Below are 23401 nucleotides of genomic sequence, written 5' to 3'. Positions count from 1 at the left end.
GCGCCGCCCACTAGGATCTTCTCCGTCATGGACAGCAGAACACGCGAGACGACGGAACCCGCATACGCGCAACTCGCGCGTCAGTTGCGCGACGCTGTCGACGCCGGTCGGTACAACGACGGTGTGCGTCTGCCGACGGAGGCAGAGCTTGCGGAGCAGCACGGAGTGAGCAGACAGACCGTGCGCAGGGCATTCCAGGACCTGGTTGCCGACGGAATCGTCTATCGCGTGCCCGGTCGGGGTACGTTCGCGAACGAGTCGGGGCGGCGTTACCGTCGGCAGCTCGGCTCGATCGAAGATTTGCTCGCGTTGTCGGCGGACACGGTCATGGAGATCGTCTCGCCGCTGAAGCGCGGCGTCGATATCGATGCAGCGAGTCGATTGCGCCTCGACACCGATCTGCTGTACTCGGTCGTCCTGCGACGAGTACACGATGGGATACCGTTCGTGCACACCACAATCCATCTACCGGATGAGATTGCGGCGGATGTACTGGACGAACCTGCGCTGCAGCTCGGTGCATCCAGCCGCAACACCGTGATCGGGTTGCTCGAGCCGTATCTCGCCAGCCCGATCGTCGAAGCCGCACAATCGATCACCGTCGCACCTGCATCCGAGCAGGTCGCCGAGGTTCTGAACTGTGCTGTCGGGCACCCGCTGCTGCGGGTCGACCGTCTGTACTCGAACGAGGCAGGAATACCCACCGAACTGTCGGTGAGTTACTTCCTGCCCGAGCACTACACCTATCGCGTCACTCTCCGGCGTTCCGGGCACTGACGCCACATACCAACTACAGGAGGCGAACATGCGGGTCTTCAACGGAATCGACGAGATCGAGAAGGCGGTCGGCGAGACCATCGGCCAGAGCGACTGGCTCGAGATCACTCAGGAACGGGTGAACCTCTTCGCTGATGCGACCGGCGACCACCAGTGGATCCACGTCGATCCCGAGCGGGCTGCGAGCGGTCCGTTCGGTGCGACGATCGCCCACGGTTACCTCACGCTGTCGCTGCTTCCGGTCCTCGGCACACAGATCTTCTCGCTCGACGGCCTGAAGATGAAGGTCAACTACGGCGCCAACAAAGTGCGGTTTCCCGCGCCGGTCCCGGTGGGTTCAAAGGTTCGCGCCTCTGCCGAGTTCAAGTCGCTCGAGCGCACCGCGAAGGGCGCCAATCTCGTCGTGGGCTACACTATCGAGATCGAAGGCGGTAGCAAGCCGGCACTCGTCGCCGAGACGATCGTCGTGCTTGTTCCCTGATCTGTCAGGGATTTTCGAGACTGGGATTCTCGATACGGAGGATGCGGTCGTCGTCATCTGTGGGTTCCCCGCGGCCGTCGCGGTTCGACGTGGTCAACCACAGTGAGCCATCGGGTGCGGTGACGACGGTTCGCATCCTCCCGTATTCACCCGTGAAGAACTCGGTTGTGCTGAAATCGGCGATACCTGAATCCGCGATACCGATGCGCCACAGGCGTTCTCCCCGCAGCGAGGCCACCCACAGGTTGTCGTCGTCGTAGGCGATCCCGGACGGTGACGCCTGAGCGACCGGCCATGTCACGACGGGGTCGATGTATTCATCCCTGCCACTGCTGCCCTCGACCTCGGGCCAGCCGTAATTGCCGCCGGCTACGATCTCGTTGAGCTCGTCCACATCGTTCTGCCCGAATTCGGACGCCCACAATCTGCCGTCGTCATCGAACGCCAGTCCCTGCACATTGCGGTGACCGAGCGAATACACCGGCGAGACCGGGTCGGGATTACCCGGCGCAGGCTCACCGTCCATGGTCATCCGCAGGATCTTCCCGCCGAGCGATGCCGGATCCTGTGCAAGAGGGGGATTGCCTGCTTCGCCGGTCGCGGCGTACAGCATGCCGTCGGGTCCGAACTGCAGCCGGCCGCCATCATGGACTCGTGCGGCAGGGATGCCGTCGCGTATCACCTGATGGCCGGTGAGAGTCGTTCCGTCGTACGTGACACGCAAAATCTGATTTCCGGAAGAGGTTGTGACGTAGAGGAATACGAACCGGTCGGTGTCGAATGTGGGTGACACCGCAATGCCGAGCAGGCCGGATTCCCCCTGCGCGACCGTACCGGCGATCCTCGCAATCTCTCGAACCTGCTTGTCTGCGCCGATCTCGAGGACGCGACCCGAGTCGCGTTCTGTGACGAGAGCTGCTCCGTCGGGAAGAAACGCGACACCCCACGGTGTGTCGAGACCGGATGCGACGGTGTCCGTGACCTGCGGTGTGGGGGCTGTGATCGCGGGAGTGGGTGTCGCGGGCACATCCTCCGAAGACGAACACGCGATGAGCGGAACCGTCAGGGCGAAGAGGGCGACGCGGCGCAACCATACGGATGTCACGTGGTGCATCCTCGTGCAGCGACCCGCCATCGGTCCATCACCGCATCGGCGTGGCGTCCGTCCACCACTATCAGCTCGTCCGCGAGATTGACCGCGTTGCAAACGTGATTCGGAATCACCCGCACCCTTTGCCCGAGGTCGGGCCGGGTGCCGGCATTCGGCCACTGCACGGTGGCGTGATGCTCCGAAAGGGCAGTGATCCGCGCGTCGGGTTCGCCGAGAATACGGCCGTATCCGGTGGCCCACGGTGCACGGTCGGCGCCGAGTGTCTTGCTTCCGGAGTCGAGCACCACCACCTCGCCCCGGGCCGACACCACCGTCGCCAACGCGGTGAGTGCGATATCGGATTCGGTCACCGCATCGAGTTCGAGTTGCTGAGCGTCCCCGAACACGTACACCCCCGGGCGTAGCTCGGTCGAGACGGTGGGTGTCTCGATGAGGGCGGTAGGCGACGAGCCGCCGCTGATCACCACGGGATCGATACCGGCGTCGCGCAATGCCGCGGCCGCGACGGCGAGTGACTCGGTCTCCTCGGCACCGGCGACGTGAGGCAGGCCCGGACCGTACGAATGCCCGGGAAAAGTGAACACGCCCAGCACATTCAGCTCCAGCCTGCGCGCCCGCCCCGCGACCTCGCCCGCCTGTTCGGGTGCAACACCTGTCCGATGGTGTCCGCTGTCGATCTCGACCAGTACCCCGATCGACGTGTCGCAGTGCTCGGCAAGTGCGCGAGCTCCGGCCGCGGAGTCGATTCCGACAGTCAGTTGCACGGTCTCGGACAGGGCTTGCAATCGTGCGCCGCGCGCGGCGTCGACCCAGAGCGGATAGGCGATGAAGATGTCGTCGAACCCGGCTCGAGCGAAGACTTCCGCTTCGGCCACCGTCGCGACGGTAAGTCCCCGCGCGCCTGCGGCGAGTTGGAGATGGGCGATCTCGATGCACTTGTGGGTCTTGGCGTGCGGTCGTACATCGAGACCGCGTTCGCGCGCCGATGCTGCCATGCGTGCGATGTTGCCGTCGAGGACGGCGCGGTCGACGAGGAGTGCGGGGGTGACGTCGATGGAAGGAAAGGCGATCATCATCTCGACCGTAGTCGCACGCGGAAGCGTGGGTGTGCTACCTGGCTCCGCGTCGCCCGGTCCGCTGCGTTCCGCCCCTGGGTGTGATCACGCGAGGAGACACCGTTCGTGTCATCGAGCGCTGCTGGTGGATCCGGGTCGGGTAGGTGCTGTGCTGCTTTCGCATTGGGATACTGCCTTTCGGGATGTGGGGCGGCCGGGTAGCCGGACTTTTCGGTGAGGGCGCGTCGATTCAGGCGCGGTCGAGCCACGTGAGCTGCATGCCGTTGCTGAATTCCCGGCGCGCAGTGACGGTGAACCGCGTCGGGCTGAAGTTCCCGGACAGCGCCGGGAGTCCGCCTCCTGCGATCACGGGGTAGCTCTTGAACATCAGTCGGTCGATCTCGTGGATGAGCTGACCTGCGAGGTTTCCACCTCCGCACAGCCAGATGTCGAGCCCCTCCTGCTCCTTGAGTGTGCGGACCAGTTCGACCGGATCGGTGTCGACGATCTTCACCTGCGGGTTGTCCACCGGTTCGAGTGTGCGAGAGACGACGTACTGCATCATGTGGTCGTATGGGCTGGTCATGCCGCCGGCCTCGTAGGTGTGGCGACCCATCACCACGGTGTCCCATTGCAGATTCGGTGTATCGGCCGGCATGTCGACGAGTTCGCGCAGCGGGGTCGGGACCGATTCCGGGTATCGCTCGTTGATCCACGACATGTCGTCGGCTACCGGGTAGAAGTCGAATTCTCCTTCGGGGCCCGCGATGTAGCCATCGAGAGTGACCGCCGCGTAGTAGACAAGCCTTCGCATAATTACCGGACCTTTCGTAGTACTATGCTTGAAGTGGTTTGAACGTAGTACTACAGATGGAGTGGTGTCAAGTGGTTCGGACGAATCCTGAGCGGCGACAGGCCTTGCTGGATGCATCGATCGAGGTCCTGGCCCGAGAAGGTGCGCGGGGATTGACATTTCGGGCGGTGGACAAGGAGGCTGCGGTGCCTGCCGGTACCGCGTCGAACTACTTCTCCAACCGCGACGACCTGCTCGTTCAAGTGGGGCACCGCTACTACGAGCGACTAGTCCCCAGTGGCGAGAGGATGGAGCAGTCCCAGCAACTGCAGACGCGCGAGTCCATGACCGAATTGATGACCGAGGTGGTCGAGCGGGTTTCCGGATTCCGCACGGGCTATCTCGCGATCCTCGAACTCCGGCTCGAGGCGACCCGGCGGCCCGAATTGCAGGCTCTGCTCACCGACCGGGTGCGCGCTGATCTGGAGTTCAATATCAGCAACTATCGACTGTCCGGATTGCCCGGCGGCGAGGATGCCGTCGTTCTCTTGTATCTCACCTTGAACTGGCTCATCCTGGACCGCCTTACGCTCCCGGGGATCTTCGACGAGAAGCGCGCCGCAGATCTGGTGCGAACGGCGGTCGACCGCGCTATTCCGGCCGAGGGCTGACGTTCCGTCCGAACCCTTGTCTCATTGCGCCTACTCGAAAGGCGTGTTTCGGTAACAATCGAATAACGGTATCCACTTCGAGAGTGGACGTCCGCTTTCTGTGAATACGCTCTGCGCATGACCAGTGGTGTGGATCACGAAACGGGCTACGACCTCGTCGTGCGCGGCGGGCTGTGGTTCGACGGAAGCGGCGCGCCAGGCGTCGTGCGCAATCTCGGCATCCGCGACGGCGTCGTCGAGGTTGCGTCCACTGACGAACTGCTCGTCGGGCCCGATACCGAGGTCGTCGACGCGCACGGTAAGTGGGTGCTACCCGGCTTCATCGACACCCACACTCATTACGATGCGGAAGTGCTTGTCGGGCCCGGGTTGTCCGAGTCGGTACGGCACGGTGTCACCACTGTGCTCATGGGTAACTGCTCGCTCTCGACCGTCTATGTCAACGCACTCGACGGCGCGGACCTGTTCAGTCGCGTCGAGGCGTTGCCCCGCGACCACGTGCTGCGCGCGCTGGACTCGGCGAGAACGTGGTCGTCGCCGCAGGAGTACGTCGATGCCCTCGACAAGTTGCCGCTGGGGCCCAATGTCACTGCATTCATAGGACACTCGGACGTGCGGGCGTCGGTGATGGGACTCGGCCGATCCACTGAACCCGCTGTTTCACCGTCCCGCGCCGAACTCGCAGCCATCGACGACAAGGTGAACGAGGCGCTCGACGCCGGATTCCTCGGGGTCTCCACGATGACCAACCCGTGGGACAAGATGGACGGCGACCGCTACCGCTCTCGTACGCTCCCGTCGACGCACGCATCGTGGTCGGAATTCCGTCGGCTGCATCGTATTCTGCGGCGCCGCGGCCGCGTGCTCCAGGCGGTGCCGAATCTCAACACCAAGTACGATGTCGCCTTCTTCGCTCTGGCGAGCACCGGCCTCGGCCGACGTCCGATGAAGGCCTCGGTACTGGCTGCCGCCGACACCAAGGCCGAGCGGTGGGTCAACCGGATCTTCGGGCCCATCGCCTACGCTGCCAACCGCATCGGTAAGGGTATGTTCCGCTGGCAGCATCTACCCACCACCTTCGAAGTGCACTCCGACGGCATCGATCTCGTGGTTTTCGAGGAATTCGGATCGGGCCGTGCCGCGCTTCATCTGAAGGAAGAACTGGGGCGCAACGACCTACTGAAGGACGAGGGGTACCGGCGGTGGTTCCGCGAGGACTTCGAGAAGAAGTTCTCTCCGCGCGTGTGGCACCGCGACTTCGACGACACCCGGATCACGGAATGCCCCGATGAGTCACTCGTGGGCCGATCCATCGGCGAGGTCGCCCGCGACAACAACCTCCACCCCGTCGACACCTTCCTCGACCTCGTCGTCGAACACGGACGGAAGTTCCGGTGGCACACCGTGATCGCGAACGATCGGGAGAAGGTTGCGAACCGGTTGATCCGGACCCCGGGTGTCACGGTCGGATTCTCGGACGCGGGCGCGCACCTGCGCAATATGGCCTTCTACAACTTCGGGATCTGTTTGCTGCGCCGAATCCGAGACAACGAGAAGCGGGGCACCCCGGTGATGCCGCTCGGGGAAGCGATCCACAAGCTCACCGGTGAACTCGGCGACTTCTACGGGATCGACGCGGGACATCTGCGAGTCGGCGACCGTGCCGACTTCGTGGTGATCGACCCGGCAGGTCTGAACGATGATGTGGACGCCTACCACGAAGCAGCAATGGACGAGTTCGGTGGACTCAGCCGGATGGTCAACCGCAATGACGACGCCGTCACCGCGACCGCGGTGGCCGGGAAGGTGGTGTTCCGCGAGGGCAGTTTCGTGCCGGGGTACGGGACCAGCATCGGGACCGGGCGGTTCCTGCGCGCGGGTGTCGAGGAGCGCGGACCGGCGCCGGTGCGGGGAACGCCTGTGGCACATCCGCTGTGAGTACCCCGGCGCGTACTCGCCGCACTCAGCAACAGCGGCGGCAGGAAACGATCGGGCGCATCATCGACTCGACCATCGAGTCTCTTGCCGAACTCGGCTACGCCGCTACCACGATCGGTGAGATCTGTTCGAGATCCGGGGTGTCCTCGGGCGGTATATTCCGGCACTTCCCGACGCGCCTGGACCTGATGGTCGCGGCGGCTGACGAGGTCAGTATTCGGCAGCTCGCGAACTTCCGGACGGGGCTCGAACAGCTCGGCGGGCCCGACGCCGGCATTGAATCGGTGCGCGCGTGCCTACAGTTGCTTCGCGACGCGACACGAGCCCCCATCAACGCGGCCTGGTACGAACTGCTCGGCGCCGCCCGCACCGATTCGAGGTTGCGTGAGCATCTCGTCCCGATGGGGGCGCGCTACCACGCTGCGATCGCCGAGTTCGCGCGTGCGCTGCCCGTCGCCGAGCGTTTCGGGGCCGCTGAGTTCGACATGATTCTGTTCTCCCTCGTCCACCTGTTCGACGGTGAAGCACTCGTCGCAACCGTGCATCCGCAGCCCGAGCAGGAGGAGCCCCGGATCGAATTCCTGGCCCAATTGTTGGTGAGCGTCACACTTCGCATAGGTTCGGGTAATGAGCAATGAGAACGGTCCTGCTCCGCAGTGGTTCGTGGATGCCCTTGCCGCGCCCGTCGAGACTGGAACCTACACGGTGTCGGGTGCGAGGATCGCCTACCGCGCGTGGGGTGAAGCGGGCTCACCCGGCGTAGTTCTCGTCCACGGCGGTATGGCACATTCGCGCTGGTGGGACCACATCGGTCCACAGCTGGCGAGCGGTCGTCGCGTTGTCGCACTCGATATGAGCGGACACGGCGACAGCGACCACCGCAAGATCTACAGCCTCGACCATTGGGCCGATGAAGTCCTCGGTGCGGCCGAACACGGCGGTATCTCCGGGCCACCTGTCCTGGTCGGCCACAGCATGGGCGGAATCGTCTCGTTCGTGGCGTCGGCATTGCACGGTGATCGGCTTACCGGTGTCGTCATTCTCGACTCTCCGATTCGGGACATGACCCCCGAGGAGATCGAGATGCGTACCAAGACGGTCGCGAACGCCGGGCCGCCGAAGGTGTACCCCTCTGTTGATGCCGCTGTTGCGCGGTTCCGGCTCGTACCTCCGCAGGACGAAGCAGAGCCGTTCGTGTTCGACCACATCGCCCGCACATCGCTGAAGGAGGTCGATGGGGGCTGGTCGTGGAAGTTCGACAACCTGCGCATGGGCCGGGAGGCGCGCCGCAGTCTCGAAGCATTGCATCAAGGCTGCCCCCTCACGTATTACCGATGCGAGAACGGCATCATCCGCGAACCGTTGCTGTCGCAGATCCGGGAGCAGCTGGGGTCTGACGCGACGATGGTGGAACTACCCGTCGCCGGACACCACCCGATGTTCGATCAACCGCTGGCCCTGGTCACGGCGATCCGGACAGTGCTCGCCGGTTGGGGTCGCTGAACCTGTGAACCCGCTTCGCCGGCTGGCGATCCGCCTGGGCGCTCAGCCGTGGCTGCCGCGCTACGCCCGCGTCATCGTCGGGATGGACCGTGCCATCCAGTGGCTGACGCGGGGTCGGCTCACGCTGCTGACGGCTTCCGGGCTACCCGAACTGATGCTCACGGTCGTCGGACGGAAGACCGGTGTGCACCGTACGACGCCCCTGCTCTGTGTGCCGTACGACGGAGGTTGGCTGGTCGCGGGATCCAACTGGGGCAATCCCGAGCCGCCCGCGTGGGTGCGCAACCTGAATGCAGTGGATGACGCTGCCGTACGGTTTCGTGGCACCGTCACCGCGGTCTCGGTACGGATCGCCGAAGGCGCCGAGCGGGAGGCATCGTGGGCCGCGCTGGTGGAGACATGGCCGAACTACGACTTGTACGCCGAACGGATCGAGCGTGAGATACCGGTGTTCATCCTGATGCCGAAATAGGTGTTCACGCCGGCTGGTGCGCGTCGGCGTCCTCCATCCGAATCGGCGTGCGGCGCTCGCGGAGCAGGTGACGCGCCGCCCAGTCGAGCCAGAATCCGAGGAAGCCGATCACGACGATCACCGCCATGACCTGGTCGTAGGCGAGCTGGTCACGCGCGTTGAGGATCTGATAGCCGAGCCCCGAACGCACACCGAGCATCTCGGCAGGGACCAGCACGACCCATGCGATACCGAGCCCCACGCGCAGACCCGTCTGTACCTGAGAGCGGATCGAGGGAAGCACGACCGTCGTGAGCAGCTCGACACGTGTCGCGCCGAAGGACCGGGCGACCATGAGGTGTCCGGGGTCGATGGCGTGCACCCCGGCTGCGGTGTTGATGACGATCGGCCATATCGCCGCTGCGGCAATGAGAAAGAATACCGGTTGGTGCCCGATTCCGAACAGCGCCACTGCGATCGGAGCCCATGACAACGGCGAGATCATCCGCAGGAACTGCATGACCGGCATGGTCGCCTGCTCGACGACCGGGTTGAGTCCGATCAGCAGCCCGAGTGGGATGCCGAGTGTCGCGGCGATCAGCAATCCGACCAGCAGCCGCCACAGGCTTGCGAGCATGTCGGGTAGCAGCACGCCGCGGGCGAACAGATCCACGATGGCCGGACCGACATACTGCGGCGCGAATTCGCGCACGAGTGAATCCGGTCCGGCGACCACGGTGGTGACCAGCCACCACAGCGCCACGGCGATGACGATCGCGATGGTCTGGGGCAGAAGCGGAAGACTCCGGGCGGACCGGGCCGTGGCGCTCACGTGGGGTCGACCTCCTCGATGCGGGTGAGATCTGCGGGTAACCCGAAGGCGTCGGTGCCGGGTATCCGGGTCAGTGACGTGCGGACGAATCGGTCGTCGACGAGTTCGTGGTGCACGGTGGCAGGGTCGATCCGTGACAGGAAGTCGGTATTGCCGTCGACGACCGTGCCGTGCATCGCCTCGACCAGTGCGGTGGTGAAACTGGGGAAGGGGAAGGGCTGGTAGCCGATCTGCTGAGGCATCCACTGGGGGTGCCGGGTGCCGGCGTCGCGGCCCGGATAGGTCAGTGCCGTCGTGATCGCGGGCAGCGGTTGCGGCAGATAGCGGTCGGAGAGCATCGCTGCGGCAGCCGGACGATCGGCGCCGATCTGCAGCTGTGCGGATACCACCGAATCGGTCAGGGACTGCACCGCCGCGGGATTCTCTTCGATGACGTCCTCGTGGACGAGCAACGCGCAGCAGGCGTGATCACGCCACAGGTCGCCGAGGAAGCGGTGGATCCGACCCACGCCGCGGAGTTCGGCGGCAGCGTTGAACGGATCTGCGACAGTGAATCCTGCGATCGAGCCGTTGGCCAGGGCGGGAATCATGTCGGACGGGCCCATCACGACAAGCCCGACGGTACCTGCGACTTTCGACGGCGCCTGCCGCACGACGGGTGTCAGTCCGCGTTCGCGCAGCATCTGCTGAACGACGATGTTGTGGATCGACCACCAGAATGGAATTGCGATGGTCTCGCCCGCAAGCTGCCCGAGGTCGGTGATGTGCGGAGCGACGGTGAGCGCGGAACCGTTGGTGTGGTTCCAGCCGAGGATGCGAGCGGAACTTCCCAGTCCGTAACGTAATTGGACCGCGAGCGGCATCAGCAGGTGCACGACGTCGACCTGCCTGCTGACGAATGCCTCTGCGAGCGACGCCCAGCTGCGGAACAGCACGGGTTGCGCGCCGTCGACGACGCCACGGGGATACAGTCCGGCGCCGTGTGCGACGAGCAGCGGCGCCGCATCGGTGATCGGGAGATAGCCGATGCGGAGTTGTCCCGTCGTGTTGGCGCGGTCTGTTGCGGCGGTGCGCACCAGATCGGCTGCGCCGAGCACGCCACCGGCAGCGGCGAGTCCGAGCGCTCCCTGCATCAGGGTCCGCCGTGTCAGTTTCCCATTCACGACGGAGTCAGCGACGAATCGCGGTAGTGCTCGAGGATCTCCGTGCGCAGGGGTGCCCGTTCGTTCTGGTTGACATCGGCGATGCGCCACTGCTGCCGCACTGTTCCACCTCGGCCGAACAGGGCGATCCGGTTGGCGAGGCGAAGTGCTTCGTCGATGTCGTGCGTGACCAGCACGGTCGTGAAGGCGAGTTCGCGGGCGAGTTCGCCGAGCCACGACTGTAGATCCGAGCGTGTCGCGGGGTCGAGTGCACTGAACGGTTCGTCGAGCAACAGCAGACGTGGACGCACCGCGACCGCACGGATCACCGCGATGCGCTGGGCCTGCCCGCCCGACAGCTGATCGGGGTAGTACCCGGCGAGGCCGGACAATCCGAATCGGGCGAGCAGTTCATCGGCGTACGTGATGTCGAATCGCTCTCGGTGGTTCTTGAAACGTCCGCCCAAAGCGATGTTCTCGCGGACGGTGAGCCATGGCATGAGGTAGGGCTGCTGGAACACGACACCCGTGTGGGGGCGGGTGTCACCGTCGGCGCTCGGCCACTCGATCTCTCCGCGATCGAGATGGTCGAGACCAGCGATGATCCGCAGGAGCGTCGACTTTCCGCTGCCACTGCAGCCGAGCAGGACGAGGAACTCCCCGGTGGGGACGTCGAGGTCGAGTCCCTGGAGAACCGGCTCGCGTCGACCCGCGAAACTCTTGTACGCGCCCGCTACTCGAACTTCGAGAGTTCCCATCGCAACTGTCCTTCCGAGGGAGATTGGATGGGGAGGAATGCGGCCTCGCGGAAACGCCTGTTCGTCGCGCTCGCGGAGGCATATCCGGCGCCGCCGCGGAGTTTCGCTTCGAGGCGCGTCGCGGCGACTGCGACGACCGAGCCGTCGAGACGAAGGCGGACCAGATCGGCCCCCGACACGTTGGACGGCGCGGTGGCGAATCGGTACAGGCGCTCCCGGAGCGAGTCGTATTGCTCTGCAAGGACTTCATACTCGTCGCTGAACTGCTCGCCGAGACCGTACAGGCGCGACGACGCCTCCTCGAGGGACGCTCGGGCAATGCCCGAGCAGAACGAGGTTTGCAGCAGCAGGAAGGTCGGGCGAATGGCACCGCAGAACTCGGTGAGGTCTTCGGAAATGATGTCCGAAGCCGGGATTCGGACGTCTTCGAAGGTGAGTGAGGTCGACGAGGTGGCGCCGAGTGCGAGGAGTTCGGGTGACGCGTTGATGCGGATGCCGGGTGCATCGGCATGCACTGCGGCGATCACGTGTCCGCCGTCGGCGGTGCGGGCGGGAAACACGATGAGTGATTCCGGAAAGACGTTGGAAGCCCAGTGGATCGGGCCGGAAACGGTGAGTCCGCTGTCGGTGCGTTCTGCGAGAAGCGGAAGGTCGCCGAGTCCGGCGAGGTATTTGAGCGCGGCCGCCATGGCGGTGACGCCGACCCGCCGACCCGATGCGAGCTCGTCGCGGTACCGTTCGCGTAGGTATTCCGGTGCGCGGTCGAGATATTCGAGTGTCATGCGCTGAGCCCACAGCGAGAACCCGACGGTGAGGGACTCCGCGGCGATCCCGTCGATGACCGCGACCATGTGATCGAGACATATTCCGCCGAGCCCGTTCTCGAGCAGGCCGAGCTCGCCGATGCGCGCGAGGTCGGTGCGGATATCGGTCTCACCGCGATCGAGAGCGGCGGCACGGTCGCGCACGAATTCGGCGATCGTGTCGAGCTGCTCGTTCGGGTTCTGAATGGCCGCGGTCATCGGATACCTATCCTTCGAGGGAGTGGATGCGGTCGATCGGGGTGCTGACGGCCTCGCGAGCGCGGACGACGGCGTCCTCGTCGGGGGCGTTGTAGAAGCACAGGCACTTGTCCATGTCCTCGCGGACGTAGGTGCGCAGGAAGCTCACCTCGGGCACATTGGCGTACTTCGGCGAGTTGGCCTTCTTGCGCGCGAGGTAGGTCTCCATGTCGATGGTGTCGGGGATGTCCCACTCGACGAGGTAACCGGCTTCGGGTCGTGCAGCCTTGATCTGGTCGAGCTCGGCACCGACGAGTCGAACCTCGTTGGGGCCTACCACTTCTGCGACGTCCAACGTGGTTGCCTCGAGCTGGGCTGCGCGGCATGCATCGAACTCGGCGACAGCGAAGATGCGGGTGCCGCCAGCGGTCACCTGCGACTCGATCAATTCGCCCCCGCCTGCGACGACCGCGGTGTCGAATGCCTTGATGGCGGCTTCGGCCTGACCTTCGGTGGGTACGAGTTCGTAGAGATACAGCGACATGGGTCACCTTCCGAGTAGAGCTGGGTGGACATGCTGACGGCAGGTGTGAGCGCAGGCGTACGTCAGGAATCGACGGGCGAGGCGAGACGGGGGCCGGTCAGCGCATGAAACGACAACACGCAGCACCGGTCACCCGCACGAGATCCACGTGCAGGCGACGGGTCAGAAGACAGCGTGTCACGGGTGCCACGATACATCTGGATAGAACGATCTGTCTATCGGGTCGATCCGTTAGGCTTTTCTGCGTGCGCACCACAGTCGAAACCCTCGCCAAGCGACCGCCCGCGGAACGACTCCTCGACACGGCAAGCGCACTGTTCGCCGAGTTCGGGATCCGTGCGGTGGGTGTCGATCGGATCCTCGCCGATGCAGGTGTCGCACGTGCAAGCCTGTACTCGTCCTACGGCTCGAAGGACGGCCTCGTCCATGCCTACCTGGACCGACTCGACCATCGCGATCGCACCCGATGGAACGATGCTGTTGCGGGCATCGACGATCCCGTGCGCCGAATCCTGACCTTCTTCGACCTTGCGCTGGCCTCGGCGCCCGGCAGGAACTTCCGGGGATGCCAGTACGCGAATGCGGCCACGGAGTTCCCGGAGGAGCGGATGGAGCCGGTGCTTGCACATCGTGAGTGGCTACTCGACACTCTCGTGGGACTGCTCGACCAGGCAGGTGTCGCCGATCCGGAACACATGGCCGAACGCGTCCGGTTGATCTACGACGGGGCGCTCGCCGGTTCGAAGTTCGAGCACTCGACCGGGCCGATCCGTGGTGGCCGAGACCTCGCTGCGGAACTCATCGAGGCAGCTCGAGACGCGCGGCGGACTCGCGTCGACGGGTGAGTCCACGGAATCCGGCGCCTGCGACCGCGAGGGTGATGAGTACACCGATCGCGCCGGCCGCTCCGGTCGACCCCTGCTGACCGCCGACGGTGTAGTCGGCAAGGGGGCTGCCCGCAAGCCGATGTTCGTGAACGGAGCGGGCCATGCAGTCGCCGGTCCGTGACGGATGAAGGGTGTCGTCGGGCGTCGTGGCGCTCGGTGTCGCGTTACTCGGTGTCGCATCGCACCCTCGCAGAGTTGCGGCTTCCAGCGCGTCGGGTGTGTTCGCGGCGAAGGCGGACAGGGCGAAGGTGGAGAGGATGCAGGCGATACCGAAAGCAGCCGCGCCGAGCGCAGTCACCAGACGGGTGTGCGTCGCGCCCGCCGAGGCAACGAGGACAGCCCCGGTGACAAGACCTTCGAGGAGAGCGACGGGTGCGTGGGCGCCGTACAGATACGCAAGCGTCGACAAAGTCATGGGTGAAGCGCCGGAGATCGCGTAGACGACCACGAATCCGGTGACCGCGGCGAACACCGACGCGCAGCCTGCAGTGAATGCGATGGTGAACGTTCGTGCGGTCGGGGACAGCGTGTCGCGGCGAGTGAGGAATGTGCGAAGGGCGACGGCGGTTCCGTACCCGCCGGCGACCCCTGCGAGGGCCATGACGGTGGTGTTCGCTCCGAGTACGGTGAGGCCTCCGTCGGCGAAGACGAATGCCTGGATGGCGAGCACGAATGCCAAGCACAGCGCGGCGCCGAACGGGCCGATGAGCAGCACTGCCACAGCGCCGCCGAGGACATGGCCGCTCACCCCGGGGAGGACCGGGACGTCGATCATCTGCATGGCGAACACGAGGGCGGTCACGAGTGCCGCGGTCGCGGCGGACTTTTCGGACAGCTCGGCCCGGGCCCTCCATGCGGCGAGCGCGAGGACGAGCACGGCGACAACATAGAACAACGCTGATGCACGCGGGGTGATCAGCCCGTCGCTCATGTGCATGGCCACGGTCTCCACGGTCAGGTTCTCCACGATCACGGTGCCCCCCATCTCACGCTCGTGGGCGCAACGCTAGTGCCGGGTACGCAGTTCCCGAGTGACATTCGTCAGGCCGGTTTCCGTGTCGACCGTATACACGAATAGGAACATGTTCTATATTTCGTTCATGTACGAGTGGTCCGACACAGACCTCATGTTCCGCGACGCGCTGCGCGGATTCATCGAGAAGGAAATCCGCCCCCACATCGACGAGCTCGAGTCCGGTGAGCTCCCGCCGTTCGACATCATCCGCAAGATGTATGCCGCGTTCGGGATCGACGAGATGGCCCGCGAGTCTCTCGACCGGGCTCTCGCCAAAGAGGAGAAGGGCGAGACCTCGTCCGGCGGTACAGGGGGAATGGGCGGGTCGCCGGGTATGGCGGCGCTGCTCAACATCGAGATCGCCGGCGTGAGCCTCGGGCTCGTCGCATCGATGGGTGTGAGCCTCGGGCTCACCGCAGGCACGATTCGCAGCCGCGGGACCCTCGCGCAGAAGAAGCGCTGGCTGCCTGAACTGGTGACCTTCGAAAAGGTCGGTGCCTGGGCCATCACCGAACCGGACTCGGGATCCGACGCTTTCGGCGGCATGAAGACCACCGTCCGTCGCGACGGTGACGATTACATCCTCAACGGACAGAAGACCTTCATCACCAATGGGCCTTATGCCGACGTCATCATCGTCTACGCCAAGCTCGACGACGGCGATGCGACGGTCGACCGACGCGACCGCAAGGTTCTCGCGTTCGTGCTGGACAAGGGGATGGAAGGTCTCACCCAGAGTCCGCCGTTCAAGAAGATGGGTATGAACTCCTCGCCCACCGGTGAATTGTTCTTCGACAATGTGCGCATCACCCGCGATCGCCTCCTCGGGGAAACCGAGGACGGTGGGAGTAGTGATGGGAAGAGCAGTGCGAAGGAATCGTTCGCGGCCGAGCGTATCGGGATCGCGTACCTGTCGCTCGGCATCATCGAGCAGTGCCTGACGCTGTGCACCGAGTACGCGAAGTCGCGCAAATTGTGGGGTACTGCGATCTCTCAGTTCCAGCTCATCCAGCTCAAGCTTGCCGAAATGGAGATCGCCCGGGTCAACGTGCGGAACATGGTGTTCAGCGCGATCGAGCGTGCGCAGGCGGGGAAGCCGGTGAACCTGGCGGAGGCGTCGGCGATGAAGCTGTACTCGTCACGCGCTGCCACCGAGGTCGCGATGGAAGCGGTGCAGTTGTTCGGTGGCAACGGGTACATGGCCGAGTACCGCGTCGAGCAGCTGGCCCGTGATGCGAAGTCGCTGATGATCTATGCGGGGAGCAACGAGATCCAGGTGACTCATATTGCGAAGGGGCTCCTGGCAGATTGACCGAAATGACTGTTTTGCGGTGAAATTTCCCGGTCGCAGGCTCGATCGGTAATACCAAACCGTGCCGATGGACACCGGGTAGTGGTAATTGCCCGGTGTCTTCGCATATCTTGACACGTGGGCCTACAGGCCGGGAGTAGTTATCTGCAACTGGCGATAACCATAAATTGATGTGCACAAGTATCGGGGAGGATCACGATGCACGGGGGAGAGAATGGGCCGCGAGACCGGCCGATAATCCGGTTCGACGACCGGCCGACCACGCCGATCAATATCGATGGCCGGTCGGCACGCGCCGAACGCACGCGCCAGGCGGTCATCGATGCGCATATCGCATTGATACGCGATGGCGAGCTCAAGCCGACAGGCGCACAGATCGCTGAACGAGCACGAGTATCGCTGCGATCTCTGTGGGGCCACTTCGGCGACCTGGAGACGCTGTTCTCGGCGACCGGGGCCGAATTGATGCGTCGACAGGACGACGCACACGAGCCGGTGGATCCGAGCCTGCCGCTCGCGGAACGTATCGACCGATACTGCCGTCAGCGTGCCGAGGCGCTCGAGTACATCGCGCCCTTCTCGCGATCGGCGGAGGTTCGGGCGCCGTTCTCGGAAGAACTGCAACGGAACCGGCACCGCTACCTCGAGCGAGCGGAAATCGAAGTGCGGATGCTGTTCGCTCGGGAGTTCACCAGAGCCGACGACACGGCGCGTGTTCAGATCGTCCAGGCGATCGCCATCGCGTCGACGTGGCCCACCTGGGTCTCGCTGCGCGACGTCGTGGGTCTGTCCGTTCCGGACTCGACCGAAGTGATGAAGCGAATGATCGGTGCCCTGGTGGAATCGGTCATGTCGCCGACAGCGCAACCGCTGGCCGTCTGACCGCAATCCGGTCTGTCCCGACCGCGTGTAAGTTCATGGCCCGGCATGCGCCGCGAGGAAGGGTCCGATGACCGACAACACCTCGGGCGCGGCCGCGACCGTGCCCGCGTGGTCGACACCGCGCAGGATCGCCAGTCGCGCACCCGGAATCGTGCGCGACAAGAATCGGGTGTCGTCCACCCGTAGGTGATCCTCGGAACCGGCGACCGCCATCGTCGGCACTTCGACTTCGCCCAGTGTTGCGTCGTCGATTCCCGGTTCGCGGTCGGACCGGCGGAAATACGCGACGAGTGCCTCGGTGTCGTTGGCGCGGAACGCCGCAGCGGTGACAGGGTCGACCGGCACCTCTCGGTGGTTACTCCACTCCGCGAGAAAGCTGTCCATTCCCTTCTGTGCGAGCACCTCCACACAGCCAGGGAAGAACAACGAGTCCATCGCCCCGCGTTGCGGACTCGCACTCCCGCCGAGCGAGATCAAACTGTGAAGCCGTTGCGGCGCGGTCACCGCGAGCGCCAGGCCTGCCCGTGCTCCGAACGAATACCCGAGGTAGTGCACATGTCGCACGCCGACGGCATCGAGAACGGCCACCAGATCGCCGACGATCGACTCCATCGCGTACGCGTCCTCGTCGTGCGGAGTGTCGCTGCGCCCGTGCCCGCGCAGGTCGGGCAGGAGCAGTCGGTAGTGCTCCCGCAACGCGGCCACGTACCCGAGGCCGCGCCATACTGCCGACGACAGTGCGCTGCCGTGCACGAGCATCAACGCCGGTGCGTTCTCGTCACCCGATCGGGCGGGCAGAGACGAGAACGCGATGCGCGTGCCGTCCGCAGGATTGGTCGCATAGCTCACTCCTCCACCTTCACACACTCCTCCGGGATCTCCGCGTCTTCCGGAGCAACGGACCGCGTCACACCGATCTCGCCGAGGAACCGCTCGTCGTGGGACACCACCACGAGTGCGCCCTCGAACGCCTGCAAAGCCTGGGTCAGATGCGCGAGGCTCGGCAGATCCAGGTTGTTGGTCGGTTCGTCCAGGATCAGCAACTGCGGGGCCGGATCGGCCGCAAGGAGGATGGCCAACGCTGCGCGGAGTCGCTCACCGCCCGAGAGGACCCCGACGGGCACGTCGGCATCGGTCCCGCGGAACAAGAAGCGCGCCAGGCGTGCCCGCACCTCCTGCGGAGGCAGGTGCGGTGCGCGCAGTTCGGCATTGGCCACCACTGATGCCGTGTCGTCGAAGATGTCGAGGCGTTGGGGGAGTAGCGCATACGGCACCAGTGGCCCGGCGTCGACGATCCGGTTCAGGAGCGTGGTCTTTCCCGAACCGTTGGGTCCGCGCACCGCAATGCGCTCCGGCCCCACGATTTCGAGCGGGCCCGCAGTGATCCGCTGCCCGGGGTGCACCGAAGTGCCGGGCAGATCCACTCGGATCTCACGGTCGTTGCGCACCGCATCCTGTGCCTGATCGAGTTGAGTCCGAGCGGATTCGAGGTTTCCCTCGTGTTCGCGCCGATACTTCCCCGCGGACTCCTGTGCCTGCCGCTTGCGCATGCCCATGATGATCTTCGGCTCGCGCTTGTTCTCGAACATCTTCCTGCCGTAGCGTGCTCGCCGGTCGAGCGTGACGTGCGCGGCTGCGAGCTCGCGGGCCTGCCGGCGAACGTCGCTGCGCGCGTCCCGCACCGCGGCCCGAGCGGCTTCCTGTTCGGCTTCGATGATCAGCTCGTAGTCGCTGAAGCCGCCGCCGAACATGCGGAGACTGCCGTCGCGCAGTTCGGCGATCGTGTCCATCCGATCGAGAAGATCGCGATCGTGACCTGCGACGATCACAGTCCCCGGGAAGCGGTCGAGGGCGTCCTGCAGGCGTTCGCGAGCGGCCGAGTCGAGATTGTTGGTCGGCTCGTCGAGTAGCAGCACTCCGGGTTCGGAGAGCAGCCGCGCGGTGAGTCCGAGCAGGACGGTCTCGCCGCCCGAGAGTGTCCCTACGGTGCGATCGAAATCATTCTCGTCGTGCAGGATTCGATCGAGCCCGAGTCGGTGCACGGTCGCGAGCGCACGTTCCTCGACGTCCCAGCGGTCGCCGACGGTGTCGAAGTCGTCCCCGGTGCCGTCTCCGGATTCTATTCGTCGCAACGCTGTTCGCACTGCCTCGATCCCGAGGACGGTCGAAACCGACACAGCGGGATCGAGGGTGATGTCCTGCGGCAGGTACGCGACCCGGCCGGAGGTCGTCACCGATCCGTGCACCGGTCTGAGATCTCCTGAAATAAGCTGCAACAGAGTGCTTTTGCCGCTTCCGTTGCGCCCGACGAGTCCGGTACGTCCGGCGGTGAAGGTCGCGTCGAGCCCTTCGAAGACGGCTGTGCCGTCGGGGTGCTCGAATGCGAGCGCGGACAGCGTGACACTGCTGGAGGAAGAAATGGGTGTAGACATACGAACTCCTGGAGGTGGAAGACGGCCCGCACGTACTGCGCGGTGGTCGAGAACCTCTACAGGAGCAATGCCTTCTCCGAACGCCGGGAACAAATTCGGTCTCCACGATAAGTGCAACGGAGCGGGGAGTGCAAGCGAATTGACGGCTGTCGGGTCGCAGGCTTCGGTTGTCGCACAGTTCACCGGCTCGTGACGTCGGCCGACGGCGCTGTTCTCCGATCTCCGGCATGATCGTGGCCATGCATACAGGTCGACGAACGATCACGCTCGTGACGGCGGCGTCCCTCGCTCTCGGCGTGGCGAGCTGCGCGACAGGGCCGGATCAGCCCGACACGGTCGCGCAGGAGTTCGCCGCTGCCCTGGATACCGGCGACTCGGCGTCGGCCGCTGCGCTGACCACGGACCCGGCTGTCGCGGAAAAGATGATCTCGGGTCTGTTCGAGGGTTTGGGCAACGACGATCCGACCGTGACGGTCGCGGGTACCGGAGAAGGTGACACCTTCGAGCTGGACGTGTCGTGGAACTTCGGGGAGGGGCGCGACTGGTCGTATCGCACCATCGGCTCCGCGACCCCGGACGGTGCCGACGAGTCGGATGACGACGACGGGTGGAGGATCCGGTGGGACCCGGCGCTGCTGGCGCCGGAGCTGAGCCAGGACACGTCACTGCGCTACACCCCGACGACGGGCACGCCGCCGACGATCTTCGACAGTGCGGGACAGCCGCTGATGAGTGAGCAGATCGTGACCCTCGTGAATCTCGATTCGTCCGCCGACCCCGCGGTGGTGGCGCCCCTGCTCGCCACGGCTGCACCGACGATCACCGCGGCGTCCCTCGCTGCCGACCTGGAGAAGGCGGACGGCGCACCGGTGACCGCGGTGGTTCTGAGAGACGCCGATCTTGCCCCCATCGAAGAGCAACTCTCCGCGACGCCCGGCGTCACGCTCGCACCGCAACCACGGCTGCTCACCGCCGACCGTGATCTGTCGTCCCCGGTGTGGTCGGGTCTGGACGAGATGTGGCACGAGAATCAGGCCGCGACCGCGGGCTGGGCAGTGCAGTCGGTGGCCGCCGACGGCACCGTTCGATCGATCGCAGGAGTGGCCCCCACCGAAGCTCCCGACATGTACACCACGATCGATCCCGGTCTGCAGGCTCGGGCGGAAAGCACGCTCGCGTCGTTCGACCGGCCGGCCGTGATCGTCGGGATCGACGCCGAGACCGGTGCGGTGCGCACCGTCGCGCAGAACGCCGCGGCAGATCGGGAAGGCCCGGTCGCGCTCACCGGTCTGTACCCTCCGGGTTCGACGTTCAAGACCGTGACCACGTCGGCGGCGTTGCAGGCGGGGCTCGCCGAGCCCGACACGGTACTTCCGTGCCCCGGGGTCGCGACGATCGGCGACCGGACCATTCCGAACGACGAGAGTTTCGACCTCGGCGAGGTGCCGCTGCACACCGCCTTCGCACACTCGTGCAACACCACGATGGCCGCACTCGCCGTGGACATGCCTCCCACTGCCCTGACCGATGCCGCATTGCAGTTCGGACTCGGCGTCGACTACATCACCCCCGGCCTCGTGACCGTCACCGGAAACGTCCCACCGATGGAGTCGGGCGCGGCACGTGTCGAGGGCGCGATCGGGCAGGGAGAGGTGACGGCCTCACCGTTCGGTATGGCACTCGTGGCCGCGTCGATCGCGGGTGGGAAGACACCGTTGCCGATGATCGTCGAGGGCCAGCAGGCAACCGCCGACCAGGATGTCGCACCCGCTCCGGAAGGCACGATCGCTGCACTCCGAACGATGATGCGAGAGACGGTAACCGAGGGCACGGCGAGCGCGCTGAGCGACTTTCCCGAACTCATCGGCAAGACCGGAACTGCGGAGTACGGTGGCAACAACGGGGCAGCCGGAGATGTGAGCGGGGCACACGGCTGGTTCATCGGCGCGCAGGATAACCTGGCGTTCGCAGTGTTCGTTGCGGGTGCCGACAGTTCGGCTCCCGCCGTGGGGGCGGCCGGGCAGTGGCTGGGGAGGTGACCTTCTCGGATGTAGCGCAATCGTGATCGCATCGTAGACGACTCGTGCTTGTGACCGATGTTGCTGGAGTGAAGGTTGGGGAGTATGGGATTTCGAGAGTGGCAGCGTCGGCGCGGCGTTCGCGCTGTCGCCCTCGGTGCTGCCGTGGCTGTCGTTGCCGCGGTGGGTCTGAACACATTCGTGTTCGATGACCCGCGCAGCGATGCACAAATCCTGGTCGACGATTTCGTCGAAGCGCTCAACGATCGCGAACCCGACGTCGCCTCCGAACTCACCTCTTATCCCAACGCCGCCGAGCCAGTGCTGGCGCAGATGTTCGACGGACTCTCCGACGGCAGCGTCGACTACGACGTCGCCCAGCTCGTCGAACTCAACGAAGACTCCGGATACTTCACCCTCACCGCCGACTGGAACTTCGGAGAGGGCAAGGACTGGCACTACCAGGTCGACGGATCCGTTCGGAAGCTGGCCGTCGGCTGGCGTGTGTCGTGGAGCCCCAATGCGGTCGTCCCCGACCTCGCAGGCCGAACCGTCCACCACGTGCGTACGGACGCCGCACCACCGAAGATCTTCGACCGCACGGGCAAGCCGCTGATGGAGGAGCAGACCATCAATGCGGTCGTGCTCGATCCCGCATTCATGCCCGATCCCGTCGCCAGCACGACACGGCTTGCCGAAGTCCTCGCTCCCGTCGCTCCCGTCATCACCTCCGAGCTCATGCAGGGGCGGCTCGCCGCAGATCCCGGAGCTCGCATCACCGCGGTCAAACTCCGCGACCAGGACTATCAGTTCCTCGAAGAGGACATCGTTGCTGTGCCAGGCGTCGAAGTCATCAAGACGCCGACGCTGATCAGCTCCGACCGCCGGGTCTCGACCCCGCTACTCGATTCGCTCCGCTCGGCGTGGCAGCTCGAACGCGACCGCACCGCCGGTTGGGCCGTGACACTCGAAGATCCCCAGCAGGGGCCGATTCAGGTTGCGGGGTTCCAGGGACCCCCGCCACCGGATCTGACGGCCACCGTCGATTCGCACGTGCAGCTCGCGGCCAAGGAAGCGGTCGTCACCGTCGGTACCCCCGCGGCGCTCGTCGCGATCCAGCCCTCGACCGGCGGGATCCTTGCCGCAGACGTCAACAACCAGGCCATGGAACTCGGCCCCGTAGCCACCCGAGGTCTGTATTCGGCGGGCTCGGTCTTCGATCCGGTGCGGTTGGCGGCAGGTCTCGACCGCGGTGTTGCTCCCGATTCGGTGAACACCGACGATCTGGCCGATACCGCACGTCGCCTCGGGCTCGGCGTGGAGTACTCGGTGCCCGGGTTCGAATTCGAGACGGCACAGATCGGGCACGGGCGGTCCGGAGTAGTGCAGTTCACCGGAGACGACGGTGACGAAACGCTCGTGAGTCCGCTCGGCGCCGCGTTGCTGGCCGCATCGATCGCGCGCGGCGAAGCTCCCGCGCCCATGCTCGTGCAGGGGCAGCCCGCGTCGGTCGCCGATGCACCCGAGCCGCTGCCGTCGCATGTGACCGACGCTCTGCGCGGACTGATGATCGACAACGTGCAGAACGGTCCCGCGTCCTTCTTGAAGGGGCACCCGGGTCTGGCCGGCATCGCCGCCTCCGCCGGCGACGACCGCTGGTTCTTCGGTTACACCGGCGACGTGGCGTTCGCGGTGTTCGTTGCCGACGCCGACGGCGGCGACCGCGCGGTGAAGATGGCCGACCGGTTCCTCACCGAATTGGCGAAGCCGCCCGCCTGACCCTTCGCGCGCACGGCGC

Annotated in this window: 23 protein-coding genes; 12 read left to right on the top strand and 11 right to left on the bottom strand. The window is 65.3% G+C overall.

Going from position 1 to position 23401, the window contains the following annotated elements:
* Positions 1-27 precede the first annotated feature (27 nt).
* Positions 28-777 carry a GntR family transcriptional regulator gene (locus HCA61_RS06395; RefSeq protein WP_169687312.1) on the top strand — a complete coding sequence of 250 codons (750 nt, stop codon included), beginning with the start codon at positions 28-30 and terminating at the stop codon, positions 775-777.
* Positions 778-805: 28 nt separating this feature from the next.
* Positions 806-1258 (top strand): MaoC family dehydratase, encoded by a 453-nt coding sequence (locus HCA61_RS06390; protein ID WP_169687311.1) that lies wholly within the window; start codon positions 806-808, stop codon positions 1256-1258.
* Between the two features lie 4 nt (positions 1259-1262).
* Here the strand turns inward: HCA61_RS06390 and HCA61_RS06385 are convergent, their stop codons facing one another.
* From HCA61_RS06385 to HCA61_RS06375, 3 genes are all read right to left on the bottom strand, one after another.
* Positions 1263-2363 carry a PQQ-dependent sugar dehydrogenase gene (locus tag HCA61_RS06385; protein WP_346777498.1) on the bottom strand — a complete coding sequence of 367 codons (1101 nt, stop codon included), beginning with the start codon at positions 2361-2363 and terminating at the stop codon, positions 1263-1265.
* A complete protein-coding gene (locus HCA61_RS06380) occupies positions 2360-3442 on the bottom strand; it encodes an alanine racemase (RefSeq protein WP_169687309.1) in 1083 nt (360 codons plus the stop codon). The genes HCA61_RS06385 and HCA61_RS06380 overlap by 4 nt, the downstream gene beginning before the upstream one ends.
* Positions 3443-3674: 232 nt before the next feature.
* On the bottom strand, positions 3675-4238 hold the full coding sequence (locus tag HCA61_RS06375; RefSeq protein ID WP_169687308.1) for a dihydrofolate reductase: 564 nt from the start codon (positions 4236-4238) through the stop codon (positions 3675-3677).
* Between the two features lie 71 nt (positions 4239-4309).
* On the opposite strand from HCA61_RS06375, the gene HCA61_RS06370 reads away from it, so the two are divergent.
* The 5 genes from HCA61_RS06370 to HCA61_RS06350 all read left to right on the top strand — a co-directional run bounded on the left by HCA61_RS06370 (position 4310) and on the right by HCA61_RS06350 (position 8801).
* Complete coding sequence (locus HCA61_RS06370; protein ID WP_169687307.1) at positions 4310-4888, top strand: TetR/AcrR family transcriptional regulator; 579 nt, start codon at positions 4310-4312, stop codon at positions 4886-4888.
* A 117-nt stretch (positions 4889-5005) separates the two neighbouring features.
* Positions 5006-6826 (top strand): amidohydrolase family protein, encoded by a 1821-nt coding sequence (locus HCA61_RS06365; RefSeq protein WP_169687306.1) that lies wholly within the window; start codon positions 5006-5008, stop codon positions 6824-6826.
* On the top strand, positions 6823-7464 hold the full coding sequence (locus HCA61_RS06360) for a TetR/AcrR family transcriptional regulator (RefSeq protein WP_169687305.1): 642 nt from the start codon (positions 6823-6825) through the stop codon (positions 7462-7464). Before HCA61_RS06365 ends, HCA61_RS06360 begins: the two co-directional genes overlap by 4 nt.
* Entirely contained in the window at positions 7454-8329 is an 876-nt protein-coding gene (locus tag HCA61_RS06355) for an alpha/beta hydrolase (protein WP_169687304.1), read from the top strand. Before HCA61_RS06360 ends, HCA61_RS06355 begins: the two co-directional genes overlap by 11 nt.
* 4 nt (positions 8330-8333) lie before the next feature.
* Positions 8334-8801, top strand: a complete 468-nt coding sequence (locus tag HCA61_RS06350) for a nitroreductase family deazaflavin-dependent oxidoreductase (RefSeq protein ID WP_169687303.1) — start codon at positions 8334-8336, stop codon at positions 8799-8801.
* Between the two features lie 4 nt (positions 8802-8805).
* On the opposite strand, the gene HCA61_RS06345 is transcribed toward HCA61_RS06350, so the two are convergent.
* The 5 genes from HCA61_RS06345 to HCA61_RS06325 are packed head-to-tail and all read right to left on the bottom strand — an operon-like array spanning position 8806 to position 13057.
* Entirely contained in the window at positions 8806-9612 is an 807-nt protein-coding gene (locus HCA61_RS06345; protein ID WP_169687302.1) for an ABC transporter permease, read from the bottom strand.
* The gene (locus tag HCA61_RS06340) at positions 9609-10775 is read right to left on the bottom strand and encodes an ABC transporter substrate-binding protein (protein WP_346777497.1); all 1167 of its coding nucleotides are present in this window, start codon (positions 10773-10775) and stop codon (positions 9609-9611) included. The genes HCA61_RS06345 and HCA61_RS06340 overlap by 4 nt, the downstream gene beginning before the upstream one ends.
* A complete protein-coding gene (locus HCA61_RS06335) occupies positions 10772-11512 on the bottom strand; it encodes an ATP-binding cassette domain-containing protein (protein ID WP_169687300.1) in 741 nt (246 codons plus the stop codon). Before HCA61_RS06335 ends, HCA61_RS06340 begins: the two co-directional genes overlap by 4 nt.
* On the bottom strand, positions 11488-12534 hold the full coding sequence (locus tag HCA61_RS06330; protein ID WP_169687299.1) for an acyl-CoA dehydrogenase family protein: 1047 nt from the start codon (positions 12532-12534) through the stop codon (positions 11488-11490). Before HCA61_RS06330 ends, HCA61_RS06335 begins: the two co-directional genes overlap by 25 nt.
* A gap of 7 nt (positions 12535-12541) precedes the next feature.
* A complete protein-coding gene (locus HCA61_RS06325) occupies positions 12542-13057 on the bottom strand; it encodes a DUF4242 domain-containing protein (protein ID WP_169687298.1) in 516 nt (171 codons plus the stop codon).
* Positions 13058-13302: 245 nt separating this feature from the next.
* Here HCA61_RS06325 and HCA61_RS06320 point away from each other — a divergent pair, with 245 nt between their 5' ends.
* A complete protein-coding gene (locus tag HCA61_RS06320; RefSeq protein WP_346777496.1) occupies positions 13303-13902 on the top strand; it encodes a TetR/AcrR family transcriptional regulator in 600 nt (199 codons plus the stop codon).
* Here the strand turns inward: HCA61_RS06320 and HCA61_RS26195 are convergent.
* Positions 13856-14929: an energy-coupling factor ABC transporter permease gene (locus HCA61_RS26195; RefSeq protein ID WP_169687296.1), complete on the bottom strand. Its 1074-nt coding sequence runs from the start codon at positions 14927-14929 to the stop codon at positions 13856-13858. The genes HCA61_RS06320 and HCA61_RS26195 overlap by 47 nt on opposite strands.
* A gap of 115 nt (positions 14930-15044) precedes the next feature.
* Between HCA61_RS26195 and HCA61_RS06310 the strand changes: the two genes are divergently transcribed.
* Both HCA61_RS06310 and HCA61_RS06305 read left to right on the top strand, forming a co-directional pair.
* Positions 15045-16271 (top strand): acyl-CoA dehydrogenase family protein, encoded by a 1227-nt coding sequence (locus HCA61_RS06310; protein WP_169687295.1) that lies wholly within the window; start codon positions 15045-15047, stop codon positions 16269-16271.
* Positions 16272-16469: 198 nt separating this feature from the next.
* The gene (locus tag HCA61_RS06305; RefSeq protein ID WP_206039684.1) at positions 16470-17153 is read left to right on the top strand and encodes a TetR/AcrR family transcriptional regulator; all 684 of its coding nucleotides are present in this window, start codon (positions 16470-16472) and stop codon (positions 17151-17153) included.
* A 33-nt stretch (positions 17154-17186) separates the two neighbouring features.
* Here HCA61_RS06305 and HCA61_RS06300 read toward each other — a convergent pair whose 3' ends face one another.
* Together HCA61_RS06300 and HCA61_RS06295 are read right to left on the bottom strand one after the other, a co-directional pair.
* Positions 17187-18002, bottom strand: a complete 816-nt coding sequence (locus HCA61_RS06300) for an alpha/beta hydrolase (RefSeq protein WP_169687294.1) — start codon at positions 18000-18002, stop codon at positions 17187-17189.
* On the bottom strand, positions 17999-19585 hold the full coding sequence (locus HCA61_RS06295) for an ATP-binding cassette domain-containing protein (protein WP_169687293.1): 1587 nt from the start codon (positions 19583-19585) through the stop codon (positions 17999-18001). Before HCA61_RS06295 ends, HCA61_RS06300 begins: the two co-directional genes overlap by 4 nt.
* A 227-nt stretch (positions 19586-19812) precedes the next feature.
* Here HCA61_RS06295 and HCA61_RS06290 point away from each other — a divergent pair, with 227 nt between their 5' ends.
* A complete protein-coding gene (locus tag HCA61_RS06290; protein WP_169687292.1) occupies positions 19813-21624 on the top strand; it encodes a penicillin-binding transpeptidase domain-containing protein in 1812 nt (603 codons plus the stop codon).
* Between the two features lie 84 nt (positions 21625-21708).
* Positions 21709-23382, top strand: coding sequence for an NTF2-like N-terminal transpeptidase domain-containing protein (locus HCA61_RS06285; RefSeq protein WP_169687291.1), 1674 nt, complete (start codon positions 21709-21711; stop codon positions 23380-23382).
* Positions 23383-23401 lie beyond the last annotated feature (19 nt).

Source organism: Rhodococcus sp. HNM0563, assembly GCF_012726195.1.
In the GTDB taxonomy this organism is placed as follows: Bacteria; Actinomycetota; Actinomycetes; order Mycobacteriales; family Mycobacteriaceae; genus Rhodococcus.
Note: the sequence above shows the minus strand (reverse complement) of the source record. Positions and strands in the feature narration are given on the sequence as shown.

Bases quoted from the DNA above. Each gene is read 5' to 3' on its own strand.
- HCA61_RS06330 (WP_169687299.1), bottom strand. From the start codon at position 12,534: ATGACCGCGGCCATTCAGAACCCGAACGAGCAGCTCGACACGATCGCC.
- HCA61_RS06390 (WP_169687311.1), top strand. From the start codon at position 806: ATGCGGGTCTTCAACGGAATCGACGAGATCGAGAAGGCGGTCGGCGAG.
- HCA61_RS06375 (WP_169687308.1), bottom strand. From the start codon at position 4,238: ATGCGAAGGCTTGTCTACTACGCGGCGGTCACTCTCGATGGCTACATC.
- HCA61_RS06395 (WP_169687312.1), top strand. From the start codon at position 28: ATGGACAGCAGAACACGCGAGACGACGGAACCCGCATACGCGCAACTC.
- HCA61_RS06365 (WP_169687306.1), top strand. From the start codon at position 5,006: ATGACCAGTGGTGTGGATCACGAAACGGGCTACGACCTCGTCGTGCGC.
- HCA61_RS06310 (WP_169687295.1), top strand. From the start codon at position 15,045: ATGTACGAGTGGTCCGACACAGACCTCATGTTCCGCGACGCGCTGCGC.
- HCA61_RS26195 (WP_169687296.1), bottom strand. From the start codon at position 14,929: ATGGGGGGCACCGTGATCGTGGAGAACCTGACCGTGGAGACCGTGGCC.
- HCA61_RS06290 (WP_169687292.1), top strand. From the start codon at position 19,813: ATGATCGTGGCCATGCATACAGGTCGACGAACGATCACGCTCGTGACG.
- HCA61_RS06305 (WP_206039684.1), top strand. From the start codon at position 16,470: ATGCACGGGGGAGAGAATGGGCCGCGAGACCGGCCGATAATCCGGTTC.
- HCA61_RS06380 (WP_169687309.1), bottom strand. From the start codon at position 3,442: ATGATCGCCTTTCCTTCCATCGACGTCACCCCCGCACTCCTCGTCGAC.
- HCA61_RS06355 (WP_169687304.1), top strand. From the start codon at position 7,454: ATGAGCAATGAGAACGGTCCTGCTCCGCAGTGGTTCGTGGATGCCCTT.
- HCA61_RS06285 (WP_169687291.1), top strand. From the start codon at position 21,709: ATGGGATTTCGAGAGTGGCAGCGTCGGCGCGGCGTTCGCGCTGTCGCC.
- HCA61_RS06335 (WP_169687300.1), bottom strand. From the start codon at position 11,512: ATGGGAACTCTCGAAGTTCGAGTAGCGGGCGCGTACAAGAGTTTCGCG.
- HCA61_RS06325 (WP_169687298.1), bottom strand. From the start codon at position 13,057: ATGTCGCTGTATCTCTACGAACTCGTACCCACCGAAGGTCAGGCCGAA.
- HCA61_RS06295 (WP_169687293.1), bottom strand. From the start codon at position 19,585: ATGTCTACACCCATTTCTTCCTCCAGCAGTGTCACGCTGTCCGCGCTC.